Below are 21103 nucleotides of genomic sequence, written 5' to 3'. Positions count from 1 at the left end.
CCTCGTAGGAGTGCGGGTCCTGGTCGGGGTCGCTGATGATCGAGGTGACCTCCACCTTCCCGGCACCGATCTGCTCGACTATGTCCCCGTAGACGTCCGTCGAGGCCACCACCGGGATCGCGGAGGCCGCGGCGGGGCTCTGCGCGGCGCCGGTGCCGCTTGGGGAGTCCGACGAACTGCCGCAGCCCGCAAGGATGATCAGGCAGGCGCCGGTCATCACCGGGGCGAGACGTCGGGGCGAGGACGCGGGCATGGATACCTCCGAGGCACGGCGAATGGTCCGCCGAGCTCCATCCGTCCCGGCTTCGGCCCCACGCTAGATGAAAACGGATGTCAAGAGCGCCCTTGGGGCGTCCGCAGGGGCAACCCTTACCGAGAACTCACCTACGCCCGTCCCCTACTCCGCTCAGGGCGCGGGGACCTCGTCCAGAAGCTGGGGGCCGTTGTTGCGGACGCTGTTCACGGCGGGCGAGACGGGACGGGCATCCAGGTGGCCGTCTGCCGGTGGGGTGAGCAGGGTGCGCAGGTCGTCCGTGGCCCGGTGGTGGGGGTCGAGCCAGGCGTCGTAGTGGTCGGGGGCGAGCGCGAGGGGCATACGGGGGTGGATGCGGCCTGCCGCGTCGGTGGCCTCGGTGGTGATGATGGTGCAGGTCAGCAGCCAGGCGGCCGGGTCGTCGGCGTCCTTGATCTCCGGATCGCGCCAGAACTCGTACAGACCCGCCAGTGCCATCACCTGCCCGTCCTCCGGGTGGATGAAGTAGGGCTGCTTGCGGACCTTGCCCGACTTCCGGTCCTTGACCTCGTCCCACTCGTAGAAGCCGTCGGCCGGCAGCAGACAGCGGCGTTCGGCGAACGCGCGGCGGAAGGCGGGCTTCTCGTGCACGGTCTCCACCCGGGCGTTGATCAACCGCGCGCCGATCTTCACGTCCTTCGCCCACGAGGGCACCAGGCCCCAGCGCAGGGGCCGCAGCCTGCGCCGGGGTGGCTCGTCCTCGGCAGCGCCGCGCGGCGTGCGCTCCAGGACGGCCCACACCTCGTCGGTCGGGGCCACGTTCCAGCTCGGCGCGAGGGTTTCCTCCGGATGCCACTCGGACACCTGGAACAGCTGGGCGAGGTCCTGGGGGCTGCGGGTGGAGGCATAGCGGCCGCACATACTGCCACTGTGCCGCATGGGAGAGGGAGCCGCGCTCCGGCTCGTCATCCCTCCACGCCGGTCGCGGTGTGCGCGGCGCCGACGGGCTTGGACTCCGGCGAGCCACGCTGGCGCAGGTAGATCGACAGGACGACCATCGAGGCCACCGCCAGCAGCTCGGACTGCCAGTTCTGCAGGGTGCGGTTCCAGAAGTCGGCGCAGGTGAGGTACTGGGCCCACGTGACCGGCGCCCGAAGGTCACGCAGTTGCTGTTCGTTGTAGGCGGCCGTACCGGTGACGGACTGGGCGAGCCAGGACATCAGGAACACCGCCCCCATCACCAGGCCCAAGGACCGCGAGTACACCGCCAGCCGCCAGCCGCGGGCGCGTGCCCAGCGTGGGGCGTCGGAGGGGGCGTGCTCCCCCACGAGCTGGTCCTCGTCGGACTCCCTGCCCGCCCTGCCCAGTTCCTTGGACTCCGGTGAGCCGCGCTGGAGGAGCCAGACGGTGACGAAGATGTAGAGGAAGAACTGCAGGTACTCGGACTGCCAGTTCTCCGTCACGTCGACGGCGAAGTCCGACGAGGTCAGGTAGGAGCCGATGCCGATGGACTCCATTCCGTCGCTGACGAGCCGGTTGTTGAAGTCGGCGTGACCCGCGATCACCTGTCCGAACAGGCTCAGCAGGAAACCGATGCCGAACGCCAGGCTCAGGCTGTTCTCACGCAGAAAGCGACGCACGGCGTCGCCACCTCCTGTCGGCCTCTCCCGTCGGACTCCCCCGTCGGCCTCCCCCGTCGTCGTCTCCCGTCGCCCCTCTCCGGTCTTCCTCTCCGGTCGTCATCGGTGCGTCAGCCCCACCGTCATGAAGTAGGCCAGGCCGCCGATCACGAAGACCAGGCACAGGGTGAACATGGTCCGCATCGATCCCTCACCCACCCTTGACCTGGCAGTCGTACGGCTGCTCCGGACGGGGCGTGCATCCGGCGGCGGTCACCTTCCAGCCGGCCGAGAAATGGGCCAGGAACAGCGTGTCGTCCGCGAGGACCACCCGGGCCTGATCGCCGTACACGTCCACTCTCCGTACCGCGTAGCCGGCCGGCAGCTGTTCCTGAGTCACCGCCTGATCGCACGGTGTCCGCTCGGACTTCTCCAGTTCCTCGAGGGTGCGGGGAGCCAGCAGGGCGCACGCCTGCCTGCCGTCCCCCTGTCGCAACGCGTCCGTGAATCCGATGGCGGCCGCGGAGGCGCCCTCGCCGCGTCCGCCCGAAGCACCGCAGCCGGTGCTCACGGCGAGCGCGGCGACCAGAACGCCGCGGCACCATCTACTGACCGACATCGCGCATCGCTTCCGCTCACGTCCCGACGTCTGTGGCGTGGAGGACCAGCATCGGCGACGCGCTGACGGCCCGCACGGCGACGGGTTCCGGACGGGTGACCGAGGCAGGGCATCCCGGCACGCCCCTGCTCCGGGCGACCGTCAGCGCAGGACCACCGTGCGCCTGAACATCGGCGCCGGTCTCTCGCAGAGCATCCTCGGCGGCCCGTCCACCCTCACCGAGTCCATCGCCGCGGCCCTGGGGGACCGGGTGCGACTGAACACCACCGTCGACGAGATCGTCCAGAAGAGGGACTCGGCCGTCGTCCGCTGCCGGGAGGTGCGGTGCACGTGGCGGGAGTTCAGATGGCTTCCGGCGGAGGCCGGCGACAGCCCCCACGCGGTCAATGGCCTCGCGAACCTCTTCCCGCACGGAACGGCCTGGACACGCCGGAGAGCGTCACGGCGCCGGCGCTGGGCGCCCAACGGTCGGGTGTGGAGCACACGTTCGCTCCTCTCCCCGGCGGCGACTGCACGCTCGCGAGCGGGGGCCGGCTAGTCCTCCCGGGCCCACGGCCGCAGCTTTTCCGGGTTGCGGACCGCCCAGATGCGGGTGACGAGCCCGTCCGAGACGTCGAACGAGGCCACGGTCATGACGACGCCGGCCCGCTGGGCCACCAGTCCCGGCACACCGTTGACCGACCGCTCCAGGAGTTCGAGCCCCGGAGCCTTGTCGGCGATGGCGACCATGTACTGGGCGATGCGCGCGCCGCCCTCGACCGGACGCAGGACGGCACCGACCATGCCGCCGCCGTCGGCGGTCATCACGGCGGCCGGGTCGAGGAGACCGACGAGGGCTGCGATGTCCTTGGCCTCCCATGCCTCTTTGACGTGCCTCACCACGTCGGCCCGGCCCGTCGCCGCCACCGGAGCGCGCGCGACGCTCACCCGCCGCCGTGCGGAGGCCGCCAGTTGCTTGCAGGCGGCAGGGGTCCGGCCGAGAACTGCTGCGATCTCGGCGAACGGGTACCGGAAGACGTCGTGCAGGACGAACGCCACCCGTTCGGCAGGTGTCATCGACTCCAGCACGACGAGGAAGGCCATGGACACCGACTCGTCCAGCACGATCTGGTCGGCGGGGTCCACGGGGCCGGTGGGGCCGACACCGCCCGCGTGGTCCCACTCGGTGCGGTCGGGCAGCGGCTCGGGCAGCCACGCGCCGACATAGCGTTCACGGCGGGCCCGCGCCGAGCCGAGCAGGTCCAGGCAGATGCGGCTGGTCACCGTCGTCAGCCAGGCGCCGGGAGACCGGATCTCGTCCTGCCGGCTTCGTGGCAGCGCGTACCAGCGTGCATAGGCATCCTGTACGGCGTCCTCGGCCTCGGTCACGGAACCGAGCAACCGGTAAGCGACATTGATCAGTTGGCGTTGCTCGCCGGCTATCTCACCTGTGCTGGTGCCGACAGTCCCCATGCTTCCGGCCGCCCCCTCGCCTTACCTTTCGCAGGCCCGCGTCGTCGGGCTGGTGAGACCTTATCGATCTACTGCCCGAATACGGCAAAAGGGGACCGTGACATGGCCACTCAGGTGACAGCGACGGCGAACGCACAGCGCAGCTCCTCCTTCCTGCGGACCGCGATCGCCCTGCAGACCCTGACCATCTTCCTTCAGGCGGTCTCCGCCGGACTGCTGCTGACCTCGTCCTACGGGGAGACGCTGCACAGTGTCGGAGCCCGTGTGATGTACGGGGCGTCGATGCTGTATGTGCTCGCGGCGGTGCTGGCGTGGAAGCCGGGCGGCGGCTCACCCCGGCCCGTCTGGCACGCGTCGGGTTTCCTCGTGCTCGCCTCGGTCCAGGTCGTAGTCGGCATCGCGCACGTCCCGTCGGTCCATCTCCCCCTGGGCGTCTTGATGTTCGGCCTGAGCGTACTGGCGCTGGCCCGGCGCTGAGGTCCGATACGGGGTCGGCCGGGGTCAACCACGCAAGAGCACGTACGACGCATGTCATATATGGCATACGAGACGCCCGACTGAACGTACGAGCGCGCTCCGAGAGCGTCGGACGCCGGCCCGGCAGTCCCCAACTGCCGTACGGAGCAACCACATTCCCTCGGCAGCCACCACCGACGAATCGCAGCGCGTGGTGTTGACGGCTCCCTCGGACGGTTCTACGTTGCGACGCCATACGACGTACTTCATACGCCATATATGACATGCGCCCTTGAGTCATCCGCTTCTCGCTCGATGTCAGGAGGCCTGCATGACCGGCACTCAGGTGCGTCCGTGCCCGGACGAGGCGCCAGGCGACGGCCGACGCTCCGCGAGTGCGCAGGAGGCCGACCGGGCACGCAGGCGGCGGCGACGCAGAGAGGCGCTCGCCTCGTACCTCTTTCTGGCGCCGTGGTTCGGCGGGCTGCTGTTCATCACCGCGGGACCGCTGCTGGCGTCGCTCTATCTGTCGTTCACGGACTACAGCCTCATCGGCGGCTCGGACTGGGTCGGCCTGGACAACTACACCAGGATGTTCAGCGACGACCCGCGGTTCCGGAAGGCGTTGCGGAACACCACGATCTACGTCTTCGTCTCGGTGCCCCTGCAACTGGCCTTCGCGCTGCTGCTGGCGCTGGTGCTGGACCGGGGTGTGCGTGGCCTCGCCGTCTACCGCTCGGTGTACTACCTGCCCTCGCTGCTCGGCAGCAGCGTGGCCATCGCCATCCTGTGGCGGAAGGTCTTCGGGGACGACGGCCTCTTCAACCACTTCCTCGGCCTGTTCGGCGTCGACGGGCACAGCTGGATCGGCGACCCGTCGACCGCACTGGGCACGCTCATCGTGCTGAACGTGTGGACCTTCGGCTCACCCATGGTGATCTTCCTGGCCGGTCTGCGACAGATCCCCGTCAGCTACTACGAGGCGGCCGGCATCGACGGAGCGGGCAAGGTGCGGCAGTTCTTCCACATCACGATGCCGCTGCTGACCCCCGTCATCTTCTTCAACCTGATTCTGCAACTGATCGGCGCCTTCCAGTCCTTCACCCAGGCGTTCGTGGTCAGCGGCGGAAACGGAAGTCCCTCGGACTCGACGCTCTTCTACACGATGTACGTGTACACCAAGGGCTTCAACTCCTTCGAAATGGGCTACGCCTCGGCGATGGCCTGGTTCTTGGTCATCATCATCGCCTGCCTGACCGCACTGAACTTCCTGATGTCGAAGTATTGGGTGTTCTACGGTGACAACTGAGGTGAAAACCGCAAAGGCCTCCCGTGCCGGGCTGAACAACACGCTGCTGGCCAGGGCACTGCTCGCGCTTCGGGGGAAGAAGCTCCTGATCCACCTCGGCCTGATCCTCTTCGGCCTGGTGATGCTCTATCCGCTGCTGTGGATGGTCTCCAGCTCCCTCAAACCGGAGGGGCTCATCTTCCGCGAGCAGGGACTGATCCCGAGCAGTGTCACGGGACAGAACTTCACCGACGGCTGGAACGCGCTCAGCAGCCCCTTCAGCCACTACCTGGTCAACTCACTGATCATCACGGGCGGCGCCGTGCTGGGGAACCTGACCGCCTGCTCGCTGGCGGCGTACGCCTTCGCGCGCATGGAGTTCCCGCTGAAGCGCTTATGGTTCGCGCTCATGCTGGGCTCCATCATGCTGCCCCTGCAGGTGGTGATCGTCCCGCAGTACATCCTCTTCAAGCAGTTGGACTGGATCAACACGTTCTACCCGCTGATCGTCCCGAAGTTCCTCGCCACCGACGCCTTCTTCGTCTTCCTGATGGTGCAGTTCATCCGGACACTGCCGCGCGACCTGGACGAGGCCGCGCGGATCGACGGGGCCGGCCACTGGCGCATCTTCAGCCGGATCATCATGCCGCTGTCACTGCCGGCGCTGGCCACCACCGCCATTTTCACCTTCATCTGGACCTGGAACGACTTCCTCAGCCAGCTGATCTTCCTGACCGATCCGGACAAGCACACCGTGCCGGTGGCCCTGCGCACCTTCCTCGACTCGTCGGGCCAATCCGCCTGGGGACCGATGTTCGCGATGTCGGTGCTCTCCCTCGGCCCCATCTTCGGCTTCTTCCTGGCGGGCCAGAAATACCTGGTCCGCGGGGTCGCCGTCACCGGCCTGAAATAGCCCGGTAATTCCGCACCCGCTGATTCCGCCCACGCACCGAAGGAGATATTTCCGTGCTTCATCGAATGAGGACGGCAAGAGTCTGCGCGGCACTCGCGGCCACCGGCGCCCTGGCCGCCACCGCCGCCTGCGGAGGCGACTCGGGGTCCGGCGACGACGGCAAGGTCACGCTCAAGGTCAGCTGGTGGGGCGAGGCCAGCCGGCACAAGATCACCGAGGAGGCCATCGACGTCTTCGAGAAGCAGAATCCAGACATCACGGTGAAGTCGTCGTACTCCGACTGGACTTCCTACTACGACCAGTTGACCACCAAGGTCGCCGCCGGGGACGCCCCGGACGTCTTCGCCATCGAGATCCGCAAGCTCGGCGAGTTCGCCCGCAAGGACACGCTCGCCGATCTGAAAGGGCTGGTGAACACCGGCGATCTCGATCCGAAGCTGCTCGCCGGCGGCGCCGTGGAGGACACCCAGTACGCCATCCCCACCGGTGCCAACGCCTGGGCCGTGATGGCCAACACCTCCGTCTTCGAGAAGGCGGGGGTGAGCCTCCCCGATGACACGTCCTGGACCTGGGAGGACTACGAGGACGTCAGCACCCGACTCACCAAGGCCGGCGGCAGCGGTATCTACGGCACCCAGATCAACTTCAACGACGCCTACCTGTACGCCTTCGCTTCACAGCGCGGCGAATCGCTCTACGACAACGGCAAGATAGGCGTCTCGGCCGGCACCCTCGCCGACTGGTACCAGCTCAACGTGGACATGATCAAGAGCAAGGGCTCCCCCGACGCCGCCCTCAGCAACGAGCTGGACGCCAACAGCATCGAGCAGTCCCTCATCGGCACCAACAAGGGCGGCATGGGGATGTTCTGGACCAACCAGCTCAGCGCCGCCGGCGTCGCCTCCGGCGAGGAGATCGAGCTGCTGCAGATGCCGCAGGCACCGGGGGCGTCGAGCAGCGGCATGTTCCTCCAGCCGGCGATGTTCTGGGCCGCCAGTGCGCACAGCGAGCAGCGGCAGGCGGCCGGCAAGCTCATCGACTTCCTCGTCAACGACCCGCAGGCCGGCAGGATCCTGGGCAGCGACCGTGGCCTGCCGATGAACAGCAAGGTCCTCGAGGAGATCCGGAGCGACCTGCCCGCGGCGGACCAGGCGTCGCTCGACTTCGTCGACAAGGTCCGCGACAAGCTGGCCGACCCGCCCTCGGCCTATCCGGACGGCGCCGCCGACATCCCGGACATGCTGAAGCGCTACGGCCAGGACGTCATCTCCGGCAACAAGACCCCGCAGGACGCCGCCGAGGGGTTCCTGGAGGAGGCGAACAGCACGCTCGGCTGAGCGCCGTGCCCCGCCGACGCCCGGCGTACCGTGCGTGAACCGCCTGAACCCGTAGACCCGCCTTCGAGGAGCCGCCCGTGGAATCGCCTGTGGGATCGTCTGGGAAACGCCGTTACGCCGTCGTCGGGCTCGGCCACCGCGCGCAGATGTACGTCGACGCGCTGCTCGGTGACTGGAGCGACACCGGAGAGATCGTCGCGCTGTGCGATGTCAACCGGACCCGGATGGACTTCTACAACCAGCGCATCGCCGCGACGGGCCGCAAGGCCGTGCCGTGCTTCGGCCCGGACGGCTTCACCGCGATGCTGGCGGGCGCCGACGCGGTGGTGGTGACGTCGGTGGACGCCACCCACGCCCGCTATGTGTGCGCCGCCCTGGACGCCGGGGTGGACGTCGTGGTGGAGAAGCCGCTCACCACCGACGCGGAGGGCTGCGCGGCGATCGCGGCCGCGGCCGAGCGCAGCTCCGCCCGGACCGTCGTCACGTTCAACTACCGCTATTCGCCGCGGAACACGGCGCTGCGCCGACTCCTCGCCGACGGCGCCGTCGGCGAGGTGACCTCCGTGCACTTCGAGTGGGTGCTGGACACCCTTCACGGCGCGGACTACTTCCGACGCTGGCACCGGGACCGGACGTGCTCCGGCGGGCTGTTGGTGCACAAGTCCACCCACCACTTCGACCTGGTGAACTGGTGGCTGGACGCCGGCCCCGAGCTGGTCTTCGCCCAGGCGGACCTGCTCTTCTACGGCAGCGAGAACGCCCGCCGACACGGCTTGGGCCCGCGGCCGGCGCGCGGCACCGGCGCGCCCTCGGCCGGCACCGACCCCTTCCTGCTGGACATGTCCCGCGACGAACGGCTCGCACGGCTCTACCTCGACGCCGAGCACGAGGACGGCTACCAGCGGGACCAGGACGTGTTCGGCGACGGAGTGACCATCGACGACACCATGGCGGTGCTGGTCCGCTACGACAACCGCGCGATGCTGACCTACTCGCTGCACGCCCACGCACCCTTCGAGGGGTACCGCGTGGCGGTGAACGGCACCGAGGGCCGGGCCGAGTTGGAGGTCTGCGAACGCGCCTGGACCCCGCCACACGCCGCCGTCGACCCCTCGGCGCGCGACAAGGAGCACGCCGAAGGAGCGTGGGAACGACTCACCCTGCAACGGCACTGGTCCCCGCGGGAGGAGATCGCCCTGGATGGCGAAGGCGACGGCGGCGGACACGGTGGCGGGGACCGGCTGCTCCTCGACGACGTCTTCCGCGGCCCGGCCCGGGATCCCCTGGGGCGGCAGGCGGGATACCGCGACGGCATCCGCAGCGTGCTCGTGGGCGTCGCGGCGAGCACCTCGGCCGCCACTCACCGACCGGTGAGGCTGGTGGAGAACGGCACCCGCCTCGGATGACCACCCCATGCCGCCCCCGAGACCGGAGAGTTGTTGCCGTATGAATGCGCCCGTGCCCGGCTCCACACCGGCCGTTCCCATCCCTTCCCGGACCCAGTTCGTCCTCGAACACCTGACGCAGGCCATCCTCACCGGCCAGCTGCCGCCGGGACAGCCGCTGGTCGAGATCGAGCTGGCCGGACGGTTCGGGGTGTCCAAGACCCCCGTACGCGAAGCGCTCAAGACGCTGGCCGGACGCGGCCTGGTGGTGATGAGCGAGTTCAGGGGCGCGGCAGTGCGCGCCGTGGACGCGACCATGGCGCGCTCCGTCTACGACGTACGGCTGCTGCTCGAACCGGAGGCGCTGCGCCGCAGCACTCTCGCGCACTCGGGCTTCGCCGGCGCCCAGGAGGCCCTGGATCGCGCCGACGCGGCCGAGGACCGGGCCGAGCGCTCCCTGGCCAACCGCGATTTCCACCGCGCGCTCTATCATCCGTGCGGCAACCCGCTCCTGGTGCGCATGCTGGACGACCTGCGCGACCAGGCGGCACTGGTCTCCGTGGTGGCCTGGGAGTCCACCCCGAGCTGGGAGCGGGAGGCGGAGGAGCACCGGCGGATCCTCGCCCGCGCGCTGGAGGGCGACGCGAGCGGCGCCGCACACCTGCTGTACGACCACATCGCGGAGTTCATACGCCGGGCCTTCCCGCAATCCGCGACGGGAGAGGGGCGGGAGTCGGACATCGCAACCCGGTCTGACGCGATCGGCCGGTAGCGGGACCGTTCGGAGGGACCCCGTACGAGCGTCGAGTCGCAGCACCTGAGTTCCGGGCAGGTCGACTGTCACGAGAGAGCGCGCCCAAAAAAAGGGGGGACGTCTACTCGTCAACCCCTCATCAACAAGGAGGACTTCGCTCCTCACAGGCAACGCACAGCGCCCGTTCCGCCTCATCCTCTTCAACGGGGGACAACCGTACGGAACGAAGGGAAACGATGTGCGCACGAGAAACGCCGGACGAGTGGTGCTCGCCCTCACCGCGACGGGAGCGGTGCTGACACCCCCGGCCATTGCGTACGCGGCGGAGCCGCCACGCGTCGACCTGAGGGCGGACGTCAACCGCGACGGGCGGATCGACCTCACCGGCGGCACCGACACGGCCGGCGAGGACACCTGGTCCGTCGCGCGGGGAGCGGTCTTTCTGCCCAACATCGACGACGACAGCAAGCGGTGCCCGACCACCGGCCCGGGCGGCCGCCCGCTCTCCGACGCCGCGCTGGCCGTCTGCAACGACGCCTCCGACAAGAAGGTCAACGGCAGGGCCGACGCCGCCGACCTGGCCCGGGTGCGCTCGGTACCGATGCGGAACCTGCCCTCCGACGCCAAGGGCAGCGTCAAGGTCACCCAGGGCGCGGCGCAGACCAGGGTCTTCGTCAAGCAGAACGGCGCCTGGAAGCCGGTCACTTCGCAGACCCGGCTGACACGGGCCGAGCTGCGCGCCGGCGTCGAGTTCGGCGTCGAGGGCAAGGACGTGATCCGCGACAGCGCGAAATGGGACGGCCGCACGGCGATCCGCCTGAAGGTGACCTCGTCCGCCGGCACCGCCTCCGACACCGTCACCCTGCGCGCAGCCCCGCTGCTCACCCACCACGCCCTGCAGAACACCCAGCAGTTGCTGGTCACCAAGGTCCGCGGCAGCGACCCCTGGGCCAAGCTCCAGCGCAAGTTCGTCAAGGACCTGGAGAAGGAGGCCCAGCAGGCCGGCATCACCAAGCCGCTGGTGACCTTCGAGAAGTACGGCGACGTCTGGGCCCAGGACTTCGTCGAGCCGGCCTACCTCAACATGACCGGCCCGGACGGCAGGCAGCGGACGATGCGCGTCATGCTGCGCTCCGCCCAGGACCGCGAGGCCGGGCGCGAGCTCTACGAGAAGCTGCGCGGACCGAACATCGGTGTCGTCCAGGCCAAGGGCCGCGACATGCAGGGCTGGGAGACCCTGAACTCCTACGGCAACCTGGAGACCATCCCGCCCTACGCGCAGGGCGGCAAGTCGTTCCCGGCCGGCCGGATCATCATGGGCGAGCGCAAGGACGGCAGCGGCATCCGTCCCTCGAAGGAGATACGCACGCTGCTGAAGTCCCAGGGCCTGCAGGACCCCCTGCTGCTGGATACCTCCTGGCTGCACGTCGGGCACGTCGACGAGTTCGTCCAGTTCCTCCCGGCCGACACCCCGCGCGGCTGGCGGATCGGCGTCGCCGACCCCGAGGCCGGACTGCGGCTCCTGCGCGACGCGCAGCAGGGCGGCCACGGCGCGACCAAGATGTTCTCCGTCCCGGGCTTCGACTCGGTGCAGGCCCCCAAGGAGACCATCGACCAGGCCCTCGCCTCCCGCCACCTGGTGGCCGACAACGAGATGGCGGCCAGGAAGATCGCGGCCAACCTGGAGATCCTGAAGCGGGAGACGGGCGTCACCGACGAGGAGATCGTCCGGGTGCCCGCCCTGTACACCCAGGGCACGGAGAGCGGCGACGAGGGCACCCGCGTGCCGCTGCTCCGCCGTCTCGGCGGCAGCGCCGCCCCGGAGGCCGCCGAGAAGCACGGTCAGCAGCAGTTCCTCGACCGCACCGACGAGCCGGCCGCCGGGGGCTCTCCCTCCGCCGCCCGGGCTCCCGGGACCGTCATGACCAGCGCGTACGTTCCGGGCGCCGTCAACGGCATCCTGCTCTCCCGCGACCGCTACCTCGCCCCGCGCCAGTGGGGTCCCGTCATCGGCGGCAAGGACATCTTCACGGAGGCCGTCACCGCTGCGTACACGCGTGCCGGCATGAAGGTGTCGTACGTCGACGACTGGTACACGTACCACCTCGGTATGGGCGAGATCCACTGCGGCACCAACACCCTGCGTGACGCCTCCGCCGCCTGGTGGAAGCGGTAGCCGCACCGCCCCGGAGAGACCTGGCGGGCGGTGAGGTCGCGCTGGTAGCCCTCGTCGGGTGTGCTGTCGGCGGCGGTCCGGCCGCGGGCTTCAGGAACAGAAGTCGGTGGTGGTGGCGGTGAGGATGTCGGTGAGGCGGTCCAGCGCGGCGAGGCCGACGTATTCGGTGGCGGCGCATGCGCCTTCGCCGTCGACGCCGAAGAGGAGGCAGGGGATCCGGCGCGGCGCGCCGCGACACGGGTCCCGGCCACGAGCCTCAACGTCGGGGTCTTTCGGGTGTCGCGTGTTCAGTGATCGGTGGTGTTCAGCGATCGGTGGTGTTCAGTGATCGGTGGTGTTCAGTGATCGGTGGTGGCATGTGGGTTGGCCGCCGTGCCCTCGGTGCTCAGCAACACGACCACCGAGGACGGCCCGAGGCGCAGTGCCGTGCGTCGTTCGTCGGCGCCTTCGCCGGTGAGGGCCGCGCGGAGGCCGGCGAGGGCTGCCGCCCCGCAGGGGCCCGAGGAGACGCCCGCAGCGGCGAGGTCTCCGGCCGCGCGGGCGCTGTCGGCGTCCGCGACGGCGACCGCGGCGTCCAGCCCGCCGTGGAGGTAGGGCCAAGCGATGGTGGACGGGGTGCCGCAGTTCAGGCCGGCCATGGTGGTTTCGCCGGTGGCGACGCTGACGGGTTCACCAGAAGTGAGGCTTGCCAGGACGCAGGCCGCGGCCTCGGGCTCCACCGACAGCAGCGCCGGGGCATGCCCGGAGGGGCGGCTGCGGTAGTGGGTGATCACGGCCTGCGCCAGTGACCCCACGCCCACGGGTACGGCGACGAGGTCCGGTCCTTCGACTACTCCTTCGGCAGTCAGCTGCTCGTCGATCTCGGCGCAGAGGGTGGAGTAGCCCTCGACGATCCATCCCGGGATCTGCTCGTAGCCCGGCCAGGCGGTGTCCTGGACCAGGACCGCGTCCGGCAGGGCAGCTGCCTCGTCCGCCAGGCGTACGGCCTCGTCGTACGGCCCGGCCACCTCGGTGACCTTCGCCTGTTCCGCGACGATGGCCGCCACGGCCCCCGGGTGCACGCCCTGGGGAACGAAGACGTGGGCGTGCTGCCCGAGCAGGCGGGCCATGCGCGCCACGGCACGGCCGTGGTTGCCGTCGGTGGCGGTCACCAGGGTGACCGGGCCCGGAGCCTCGTGGCTCGCGGCCCGCTCGGCAAGGGTGCGGTGGATGGCCCAGGAGGCACCCAGCGCCTTGAAGGCGGGCAGCCCCAGCCGGCACGACTCGTCCTTGACGAAGACCCTGCCGACCAGCAACTCCTCTGCCAGTCCAGGGAGTTCGGTCAGCGGAGTGGATGAGTAGTCGGGCAGCGCGGCGTGGAAGTCGCGCACCGCGGCGTCCGCGGGCGCACACCGCCAGGCACGGGCGCCGGGACGCGCAAGCCACGGCAGCGTACGGAGGGAGGAAGCAGTCTCAGTCACACGATCAGAGTGCGGCGCCCTCTTGCGATCGGTCCAGCGAATGCTTCCGACCTGTCTTCATCGAGGAAACCGACTATTAAGGGTTCGCCGCACGGCGACAAGGCGAGCGGGCGCCCATGTTCGACCTGCACCGATTGCGCCTACTGCGCCTACTGCGGGATCAAGCACCGCGGCACCCTCAGCCGTCGCCGCCGCCCTGTGAGCAGACCGGCGGGAAGCCGAAGCGGGACGACATGACCCGCTGGACGGTCTGATCCGGCGGTGATTCGCAGACTCCCCGAGCCCGAACCGGCCGACCCACGTCGAGATCGAACTGGTTGGCCCCGCCGTGGCGGGCCGACGCGACCAGTTCGGAGCCATCCAGCCCAAGGAGGCCGTGGCGCACAGCTTCGTGCTGTGGCTGCTCGCGTGCGCTGACGGTCTCGGGTCCGGCATGCCGACGCCAAGGCTCAGCCCTCTACGCCGACGGCTCCCCGATCCTGCGCGGTGGAGCACCTCAGCGCGAGGGCCGCGATGTCGTCGTCGAGCCTGCCGCCGCTGTGCTGGAGCAGATCCCGGTGCAGCTGGTCGAGCAGCTCGCGGGGGTGCTGCAGGCCCTGCCGCCGCAGCCAGTCCGGCAGCGGGAAGAACTGGCCGGTGTGGTCCCGGGCCTCCGATACGCCGTCCGTGTAGAGCAGCAACTGGTCACCCGGGGCGAAGGCGACCGTGTCGACCCAGTATCGGTCGCCGATGAGCGCTGCGAGGTTGAGGGGCGGGGAGGGGATGGCCGGCTCCAGGACCAGGACCTTCCCGCGATGCGCGATCAACGGCGGGGGATGCCCGCAGTTGAGAAGTCGTACGTGACCGCCGCCGTGCGGGATCTCGGCGAGGAGAGCGGTGGCGAAGTGCTCGGGCTGGTCCTGGACGGGAAACGCAGCGCTGTGACGCGTGACGGTGGTCTCCAGGCGGTGGATGATGCCCTGCAGGTCGGGCTCGTCGTGCGCGGCCTCCCTGAAGCAACTGATCACCGCCGAGGCCGCCCCCACTGCGGACAGGCCCTTGCCCCGTACGTCGCCGATGAGCAGCCGGACCCCGTGCGGTGTGCCGATCGCCTCGAAAAAGTCGCCGCCGATCCGCGCCTGTTCTTGGGCGGCCAGATAGAGCGACTCGATCTCGAGGTCCTCGATGCGGCGCGGCAGCGGGCGGAGCAGCACCTTCTGGGCCGTGTCAGCGACGAGCCGGACCTGGAAAAGTATCTCCTCTCGCTGGAGTCGGACATGACTCCCGTATGCGGCCGCCAAGGTGACCGCGACGATCGCGGCCGACGTGTACTGCGTCCCCAGATCGGTGTAGAAGAAGCTGAGGACTGTCATGAGCAGGAGGCAGAACGCCCCCAACAGGATCGTCGGGAGCACGGGCCACATCGCGGCGGCAAGGGCGGGCGCGGCGGGCAGAAGGCGGCTGACGGCGATCTCCCTGGGTGTGGAGAACGCCAGGCCGGCGATGAGGACGGTCAGGACCACGGGTGACAGCCGGGCGACTTCCCATCGGCCGCTGTAGGCGGGGCGACGGCGCCACAGCCGTGCAGACATGATCACAAAATGCATCATATCGGCCTAAGCGGACATGGGGCGCGGCAAAATCATGCGCCGCACACGAGAATCTGCAGCGGACGGCCATGCCCGGAGGAGCCGCGGCGATGCGGCACATGGCCGCACACACGCCGGAGGTCAGCCGAACAAGGATCGAAGGGCCCCTGGCCGCTGGGGATCATCGGTGTTAAAAAGGGTCGCATGGCGAATCGTTTCGCCCGTTTTCGACACCTACCGGTCAAGCGCCTGATCAGCAGGAGCACGCGGAGCGTAGCCGGGCAGGTGTTGGTTTTCCAGGTGGCTCTGGTGGTGCTGCTCGTAGCCTGCGGCGTCTTCGCTCTCATCCTGCAGTCGGAGCGGGACACCAACGCGGAGGCCAGGCGCCGCTCCACGGCCGTGGCACAGACCTTCGCGCACTCACCGGGGGTCCTGGAGGCATTGCGGACCCCGGATCCGAGCAGGATTCTCCAGCCGCTCACCGAGGCGGCACGCCGGGCCGCCGGTGTCGACTTCATCGTGGTCATGGACACCGAGGGCATCCGGTACACGCACCCCTTGCCGGACCGGATCGGAAAGCGGTTCGTGGGCGAGATCGGGCCGTCACTGGCGGGGCAGGTCTACGTGGAGAGCGTCAACGGCCCGCTCGGTCGCGAGGTGCAGGCGACGGTCCCGATCGAGAACGCCGACAGCAAGGTGGTGGCCCTCGTCTCGGCCGGGATGAAGGTCAAGAACGTCGAAAGCCAGTTGGCCCGGCAGCTACCGATCATCCTGGGTGCCGGGGCCGGAGCGCTCGCGTTGTCCACCGGTGTGACGGCCCTGGTGGGCAGGCGGCTGCGACGGCAGACTCACAGCCTGGCCCCGGACGAGATGACCCTGATGTACGAGCACCACGACACCGTGCTCCACTCCGTGCGGGAAGGGGTGCTGATCGTGGCCGCCGACGGGCGGCTGATCCTGGCCAACGACGAGGCCAGACGGCTGCTGGAGCTGCCCCCGGACGTCGAGGGACGGCTCGTCTCGCAGCTGCCGGGCCTCGATGCCGAGACGAAGGCGCTGCTCACCTCCGGGCGGGAGGCCACCGACGAGGTGCACCTCGCGGGAGAGCGGCTGCTCGCGGTCAACCAACGGCCCACGCATCGCGACGGAGGCCCCGAGGGAACGGTGGTGACGCTACGCGACTCCACCGAGCTGCAGGCGGTGACCGGCAGGGCGGAGGTGGCACGGGAGCGGCTCAGGCTGCTGTACGACGCCGGACTGCGCATCGGTACCACCCTGGACGTGCTCCGCACCGCCGACGAGTTGGCGCAGGTCCCCGTTCCTCGCTTCGCGGACTTCGTCACCGTGGACCTGGCCGACGCCGTCCTGCACGGCGAGGAGCCGGCCCCCACCGCGACGGACATGCGACGCGCGGCCTTGTACGGCATCCAGCACGACCATCCGCTCTCCGCACAGGGCCGGCTTTTCGACTATCTTCCCGCCACGCCCCAGGCGCGCGGCTTCGGTAGCGGCCGCTCCCAGTTGGTGAGCGATCTGCCGACCGCCACGGGCTGGCGCGTGCAGGACCCGGAGCGCGCCGAGGCGATCATCGGGTACGGCATCCATTCCCTCATCACCGTGCCCATCCAGGCCCGTGGCGTCGTACTGGGCGTGGCCAACTTCTGGCGCGCGCAACAGCGTGAGCGCTTCAACGAGGAGGACGTGTCGCTGGCGGAGGAACTGGTGGCCCGTGCCGCGATCAGCATCGACAATGCCCGCCGCTACACCCGCGAGCACGCCCTGGCAGTCACCCTCCAGCGCAGCCTGCTGCCGCAGGCCATGCCCGAGCAGAACGCCCTCGACATCGCCTACCGCTACCTCCCCGCCCAGTCAGGCGTGGGCGGTGACTGGTTCGACGTGATTCCCCTGCCGGGGAGCCGGGTGGCGCTGGCCGTCGGCGATGTGGTCGGCCACGGCCTGCACGCCGCCGCCACGATGGGACGGCTACGGACCGCGGTGCACAACTTCTCCACCCTCGATCTGCCACCCGACGAGCTGCTGAGTCATCTGGACGACCTGGTCGGGAGCATCGACCAGAACGAGGCGGCAGAGAGTGCGGCGGGCGTCGTGGGCGCCACCTGCCTGTACGGGATCTACGACCCCGTGACGCGCCGCTACGTCATGGCCCGTGCGGGACATCTGGCGCCCGCGCTGGTCCAGCCCGACGGAACCGTCACCTTCCCGGACGTGCCGGCCGGTCCGCCCCTGGGCCTGGGCGGCATGCCGTTCCAGACCGCGGAGCTGTGCCTCGCGGAGGGAAGCCAGCTCGTCCTGTACACCGACGGCCTCATCGAGGACCGCAGCCGCGACCTGGACGTGGGAATGGAACTGCTGCGCGATGCGCTCACGGGCCACCCCGGCCGGCCGCCCGAGGAGACCTGCCAGGACGTACTGGACAGTCTGCTCCCCGGGCGCCCCAAGGACGACGTCGCCCTGCTCGTCGCCCGCACGCGGGAACTGCCGCGCGACCGGATCGCCGAATGGGACGTACCGCCGGACCCGGCCGCCGTCGCGGGTACGCGCGACGCTGTGTCGCGGCGGCTCGAAGCGTGGGGCCTGACAGAGTTCGCCTTCACCATGGAGCTCATCCTGAGCGAGCTCGTCACCAACGCCATCCGCTACGGCGCCGGGCCGATCCACGTACGGCTGATCCGCGACCGCAAGCTGATCTGCGAGGTGGCCGACGGCAGCAGCACCTCACCGCATCTGCGGTACGCCGCGACGACGGACGAGGGAGGCCGGGGCCTGTTCCTGGTGTCGCAGATGGCTGAGCGCTGGGGCACCCGTTACACCCCGCAGGGCAAGGTGATCTGGGCCGAACAGGCCCTGCCCGAGGTCCTCCAGCAGCCCGTCCCGGCACCGGCCGACCCGGACACTCCCCCGGACGAAGAGGCGACCGACCCGAAAACCCCGACGTGAGGCAGGCGGCGATCAGCCGGATTTCGTCGACGCCATGTCGTCCGGCGAGGCCCACGCCCGCGTACTCGTACCGGTGGACGGCAACGGCAGCGGGGACTTCGGCGCCGCCGCCGGACACCCGAGCCGGCGTCGCGCCTTCGGCGCCGGACCCGGTTCCTCGACGTGGCCCCACTGCGGGAGCCCTCGCCCTCCAGACCTCCAGACCTCCAGGAGCAGCTGACACAACCTCTGCCTCCCGACCCGCGGAAGACCAGCTTGTACCGCTTGGAGACGGCCTCCGCGGTCGGCTTGGAGCCAGACGCGAAGACCACCGCTCTTTCTCGATGGTGGTGGCAGGGGCCACGTCCGGTGGGTGAGCCGCGTCGCATCGGAGCGCGTGAGGTTGCTATGCAACGAGTTGCATAGCACGATCGTCGTCATGGCGCTCGAGCACGCGATCCTGGTGTCGCTCTTGGAGAAGCCGGGATCCGGCTATGAGCTGGCCCGGCGTTTCGAGCGGTCCATCGGCTACTTCTGGACCGCGACCCACCAGCAGATCTATCGCGTACTCAGGCGCATGGAGAACGACGGTTGGGTCGACGCCCGGGACGTCCCGCAGCAAGGCCGGCCGGACAAGAAGGAGTACTCCGTCGCCGACCTCGGCCGGGCCGCGCTGTCCTCGTGGTTGCGCGATCCGATCGAGCCGGAGAGCGTCCGCCACGACCTGGCCGTGAAAATCCGGGGGGCCGCCTTCGACGACCCGGCCGCCCTGATCCGCGAGGTGGAGCGGCACCGGCAGGCGCACCGGGACCGGCTGGCGCAGTATCTCGCGGGCGAGGAGCGGGACTTCACGGGGCCCGAGGCGAGCGCGGCCGCTTCGAATGCGCCGCTCGACGCGGAGCGAGAACTCCAGCACGTCGTACTGCGCGGCGGCATCGCGTACGAGCGGATGATGATCGACTGGCTGGACGACGTGCTCGCCACTCTGGCCCGGTTCGGCCCGGGCCGCTGACCACCACCGCCCCCCGGCCTCTCCTCGTCTCCGGCTCCTCCAGGCGCCGGATCTCCCGATTCCCATCCACTCACCAGCCGAAAGGGGTCCTCACCATGGCTGACCAACTGCTCTTCAACCCGCGCACTTACGACCCCGCGCACTTCGACCCCGAGACGCGCCGCTTGCTGCGCACCACCGTCGACTGGTTCGAGGAGCGCGGGAAGCGGCAGCTGATCGAGGACTACCGGACCCGCGCGTGGCTCGGTGACTTCCTCGCCTTCGCCGCGAAGGAGAACCTGTTCGCCACCTTCCTGACGCCGTCGTCCGCCGCCGGGGAGGGGGAGCCGGACAAGCGGTGGGACACCGCCCGTATCGCCGCGCTCAACGAGATCCTCGGCTTCTACGGCCTGGACTACTGGTACGCCTGGCAGGTCACCATCCTCGGCCTCGGGCCGGTCTGGCAGAGCGACAACGCCGCCGCCCGCGCTCGTGCCGCGGAACTCCTCGCCCAGGGAGATGTGTTCGCGTTCGGCCTGTCCGAGAAGGCCCACGGCGCCGACATCTACTCCACCGACATGCTGCTCGAGCCCGACGGCGACGGCGGCTTCCGCGCCACCGGCTCCAAGTACTACATCGGCAACGGCAACGCCGCCGGACTCGTCTCCGTCTTCGGCCGCCGTACCGACATCGAGGGCCCCGACGGCTACGTGTTCTTCGCCGCCGACAGCCGTCATCCGGCCTACCACCTGGTCAAGAACGTCGTCGACTCGTCCAAGTTCGTCAGCGAGTTCCGCCTGGAGGACTACCCCGTAACGGCCGAGGACGTCCTGCACACCGGCCGCGCCGCCTTCGACGCCGCCCTCAACACGGTCAACGTCGGCAAGTTCAACCTGTGCACCGCCTCGATCGGAATCTGCGAACACGCGATGTACGAGGCCGTCACCCACGCCCACAACCGCATCCTCTACGGCCGCCCCGTCACCGCCTTCCCGCACGTGCGGCGCGAGCTGACCGACGCCTACGTCAGGCTCGTCGGCATGAAGCTGTTCAGCGACCGCGCTGTCGACTACTTCCGCTCCGCCGGCCCCGACGACCGCCGCTACCTGCTCTTCAACCCGATGACGAAGATGAAGGTGACCACGGAGGGCGAGAAGGTCATCGACCTGATGTGGGACGTCATCGCCGCCAAGGGCTTCGAGAAGGACAACTACTTCAGCCAGGCGGCCGTGGAGATCCGCAGCCTGCCGAAGCTGGAGGGCACGGTCCACGTCAACCTGGCGCTGATTCTGAAGTTCATGCGCAACCACCTCCTCGACCCGGCCGAGTACCCCGGCGTGCCGACCCGCCTCGACGCGGCCGACGACGACTTCCTGTTCCGGCAGGGGCCGGCCCGCGGCCTGGGCTCGGTGCGCTTCCACGACTGGCGCCCGGCCTTCGAGGCGTACGCGCATCTGCCCAACGTCGCTCGCTTGCGCGAACAGGCCGACGCGCTCTGCGAGTTCGTCGCCACGGCCGCCCCCGACGCGGAGCAGAGCCGCGACCTCGACCTCGTCCTCGCGATCGGCCAGCTCTTCGCGCTCGTCGTGCACGGGCAGCTCGTCCTGGAGCAGGCCGGCCTGACCGGTCTCGACGAGGACGTGCTCGACGAACTCTTCGCCGTCCTCGTACGGGACTTCTCCGGGCACGCCGTCGAACTGCACGGCAAGGACTCGGCGACCGAACAGCAGCAGGAGTGGGCGCTGGGTTCGGTCCGGCGGCCGGTCGTCGACGAGGCGCGCACGGAGCGAGTCTGGCAGCGGGTCGAGGCGCTGTCCGGCGCGTACGAGATGGCCCCGTAGGCGCGCCGTACGCATGTCCGGTGGCCGGGCCGCGTGGGCCCGGCCACCGGTCCGTGAGGATTCGGCCCCGCGTGC

General features: G+C 69.6%; 18 protein-coding genes. 11 read left to right on the top strand and 7 right to left on the bottom strand.

Annotation, left to right across the window (positions count from 1 at the left end; genetic code table 11):
- The 4 genes from ACTMVF_RS41435 to ACTMVF_RS41420 form a co-directional block, all read right to left on the bottom strand.
- Positions 1-253, bottom strand: a 253-nt coding sequence (locus ACTMVF_RS41435; protein WP_441276268.1) for a metal ABC transporter solute-binding protein, Zn/Mn family, incomplete at its 3' end; no start/stop codon positions are given.
- 153 nt (positions 254-406) lie between these two features.
- Complete coding sequence (locus ACTMVF_RS41430; protein ID WP_441276267.1) at positions 407-1153, bottom strand: SOS response-associated peptidase; 747 nt, start codon at positions 1151-1153, stop codon at positions 407-409.
- A gap of 44 nt (positions 1154-1197) precedes the next feature.
- Positions 1198-1872 (bottom strand): DUF6766 family protein, encoded by a 675-nt coding sequence (locus tag ACTMVF_RS41425; RefSeq protein WP_441276266.1) that lies wholly within the window; start codon positions 1870-1872, stop codon positions 1198-1200.
- A gap of 190 nt (positions 1873-2062) precedes the next feature.
- Entirely contained in the window at positions 2063-2470 is a 408-nt protein-coding gene (locus ACTMVF_RS41420) for a hypothetical protein (RefSeq protein ID WP_441276265.1), read from the bottom strand.
- Between the two features lie 157 nt (positions 2471-2627).
- Between ACTMVF_RS41420 and ACTMVF_RS41415 the strand changes: the two genes are divergently transcribed.
- Positions 2628-3008: a hypothetical protein gene (locus ACTMVF_RS41415; RefSeq protein WP_441276264.1), complete on the top strand. Its 381-nt coding sequence runs from the start codon at positions 2628-2630 to the stop codon at positions 3006-3008.
- Here the strand turns inward: ACTMVF_RS41415 and sigJ are convergent.
- Entirely contained in the window at positions 3005-3922 is a 918-nt protein-coding gene (sigJ, locus tag ACTMVF_RS41410; RefSeq protein ID WP_441276263.1) for an RNA polymerase sigma factor SigJ, read from the bottom strand. The genes ACTMVF_RS41415 and sigJ overlap by 4 nt on opposite strands.
- Before the next feature lie 102 nt (positions 3923-4024).
- Here sigJ and ACTMVF_RS41405 point away from each other — a divergent pair, with 102 nt between their 5' ends.
- From ACTMVF_RS41405 to ACTMVF_RS41375, 7 genes are all read left to right on the top strand, one after another.
- The gene (locus ACTMVF_RS41405; RefSeq protein WP_441276262.1) at positions 4025-4399 is read left to right on the top strand and encodes a hypothetical protein; all 375 of its coding nucleotides are present in this window, start codon (positions 4025-4027) and stop codon (positions 4397-4399) included.
- A 310-nt stretch (positions 4400-4709) separates the two neighbouring features.
- The gene (locus ACTMVF_RS41400; protein WP_441276261.1) at positions 4710-5687 is read left to right on the top strand and encodes a carbohydrate ABC transporter permease; all 978 of its coding nucleotides are present in this window, start codon (positions 4710-4712) and stop codon (positions 5685-5687) included.
- A gap of 1 nt (position 5688) precedes the next feature.
- A complete protein-coding gene (locus ACTMVF_RS41395; protein ID WP_441276260.1) occupies positions 5689-6579 on the top strand; it encodes a carbohydrate ABC transporter permease in 891 nt (296 codons plus the stop codon).
- Between the two features lie 65 nt (positions 6580-6644).
- The gene (locus ACTMVF_RS41390; RefSeq protein ID WP_441276259.1) at positions 6645-7916 is read left to right on the top strand and encodes an ABC transporter substrate-binding protein; all 1272 of its coding nucleotides are present in this window, start codon (positions 6645-6647) and stop codon (positions 7914-7916) included.
- Between the two features lie 89 nt (positions 7917-8005).
- Positions 8006-9322: a Gfo/Idh/MocA family protein gene (locus tag ACTMVF_RS41385; protein ID WP_441276258.1), complete on the top strand. Its 1317-nt coding sequence runs from the start codon at positions 8006-8008 to the stop codon at positions 9320-9322.
- 40 nt (positions 9323-9362) lie between these two features.
- On the top strand, positions 9363-10073 hold the full coding sequence (locus ACTMVF_RS41380; RefSeq protein WP_441276257.1) for a GntR family transcriptional regulator: 711 nt from the start codon (positions 9363-9365) through the stop codon (positions 10071-10073).
- A gap of 220 nt (positions 10074-10293) precedes the next feature.
- Positions 10294-12231 (top strand): protein-arginine deiminase domain-containing protein, encoded by a 1938-nt coding sequence (locus tag ACTMVF_RS41375; protein ID WP_441276256.1) that lies wholly within the window; start codon positions 10294-10296, stop codon positions 12229-12231.
- Positions 12232-12569: 338 nt separating this feature from the next.
- On the opposite strand, the gene ACTMVF_RS41370 is transcribed toward ACTMVF_RS41375, so the two are convergent.
- Together ACTMVF_RS41370 and ACTMVF_RS41365 are read right to left on the bottom strand one after the other, a co-directional pair.
- Positions 12570-13691 (bottom strand): diaminopropionate ammonia-lyase, encoded by a 1122-nt coding sequence (locus ACTMVF_RS41370; protein ID WP_441276255.1) that lies wholly within the window; start codon positions 13689-13691, stop codon positions 12570-12572.
- Positions 13692-14140: 449 nt separating this feature from the next.
- The gene (locus ACTMVF_RS41365; protein ID WP_441276254.1) at positions 14141-15262 is read right to left on the bottom strand and encodes a PP2C family protein-serine/threonine phosphatase; all 1122 of its coding nucleotides are present in this window, start codon (positions 15260-15262) and stop codon (positions 14141-14143) included.
- 201 nt (positions 15263-15463) lie between these two features.
- Between ACTMVF_RS41365 and ACTMVF_RS41360 the strand changes: the two genes are divergently transcribed.
- From ACTMVF_RS41360 to ACTMVF_RS41350, 3 genes are all read left to right on the top strand, one after another.
- Positions 15464-18217, top strand: a complete 2754-nt coding sequence (locus tag ACTMVF_RS41360; RefSeq protein ID WP_441276253.1) for a SpoIIE family protein phosphatase — start codon at positions 15464-15466, stop codon at positions 18215-18217.
- A 418-nt stretch (positions 18218-18635) separates the two neighbouring features.
- Positions 18636-19208, top strand: a complete 573-nt coding sequence (locus tag ACTMVF_RS41355; protein ID WP_441276252.1) for a PadR family transcriptional regulator — start codon at positions 18636-18638, stop codon at positions 19206-19208.
- Between the two features lie 95 nt (positions 19209-19303).
- Entirely contained in the window at positions 19304-21028 is a 1725-nt protein-coding gene (locus ACTMVF_RS41350; RefSeq protein ID WP_441276251.1) for an acyl-CoA dehydrogenase family protein, read from the top strand.
- Positions 21029-21103: the final 75 nt, after the last annotated feature.

The sequence above is a fragment of the Streptomyces sp. SD31 genome (assembly GCF_052068475.1).
Classification (GTDB): domain Bacteria; phylum Actinomycetota; class Actinomycetes; order Streptomycetales; family Streptomycetaceae; genus Streptomyces.
The sequence above is the reverse complement of the archived record's forward strand: the minus strand, read 5'-3'. Positions and strand labels throughout refer to the sequence as shown.

Coding starts and splice junctions, on each gene's coding strand:
- ACTMVF_RS41430 (WP_441276267.1), bottom strand. CDS start 1,153: ATGTGCGGCCGCTATGCCTCCACCCGCAGCCCCCAGGACCTCGCCCAG.
- ACTMVF_RS41420 (WP_441276265.1), bottom strand. CDS start 2,470: ATGTCGGTCAGTAGATGGTGCCGCGGCGTTCTGGTCGCCGCGCTCGCC.
- sigJ (WP_441276263.1), bottom strand. CDS start 3,922: ATGGGGACTGTCGGCACCAGCACAGGTGAGATAGCCGGCGAGCAACGC.
- ACTMVF_RS41405 (WP_441276262.1), top strand. CDS start 4,025: ATGGCCACTCAGGTGACAGCGACGGCGAACGCACAGCGCAGCTCCTCC.
- ACTMVF_RS41400 (WP_441276261.1), top strand. CDS start 4,710: ATGACCGGCACTCAGGTGCGTCCGTGCCCGGACGAGGCGCCAGGCGAC.
- ACTMVF_RS41390 (WP_441276259.1), top strand. CDS start 6,645: ATGAGGACGGCAAGAGTCTGCGCGGCACTCGCGGCCACCGGCGCCCTG.
- ACTMVF_RS41380 (WP_441276257.1), top strand. CDS start 9,363: ATGAATGCGCCCGTGCCCGGCTCCACACCGGCCGTTCCCATCCCTTCC.
- ACTMVF_RS41365 (WP_441276254.1), bottom strand. CDS start 15,262: ATGTCTGCACGGCTGTGGCGCCGTCGCCCCGCCTACAGCGGCCGATGG.
- ACTMVF_RS41360 (WP_441276253.1), top strand. CDS start 15,464: ATGGCGAATCGTTTCGCCCGTTTTCGACACCTACCGGTCAAGCGCCTG.
- ACTMVF_RS41355 (WP_441276252.1), top strand. CDS start 18,636: ATGGCGCTCGAGCACGCGATCCTGGTGTCGCTCTTGGAGAAGCCGGGA.
- ACTMVF_RS41350 (WP_441276251.1), top strand. CDS start 19,304: ATGGCTGACCAACTGCTCTTCAACCCGCGCACTTACGACCCCGCGCAC.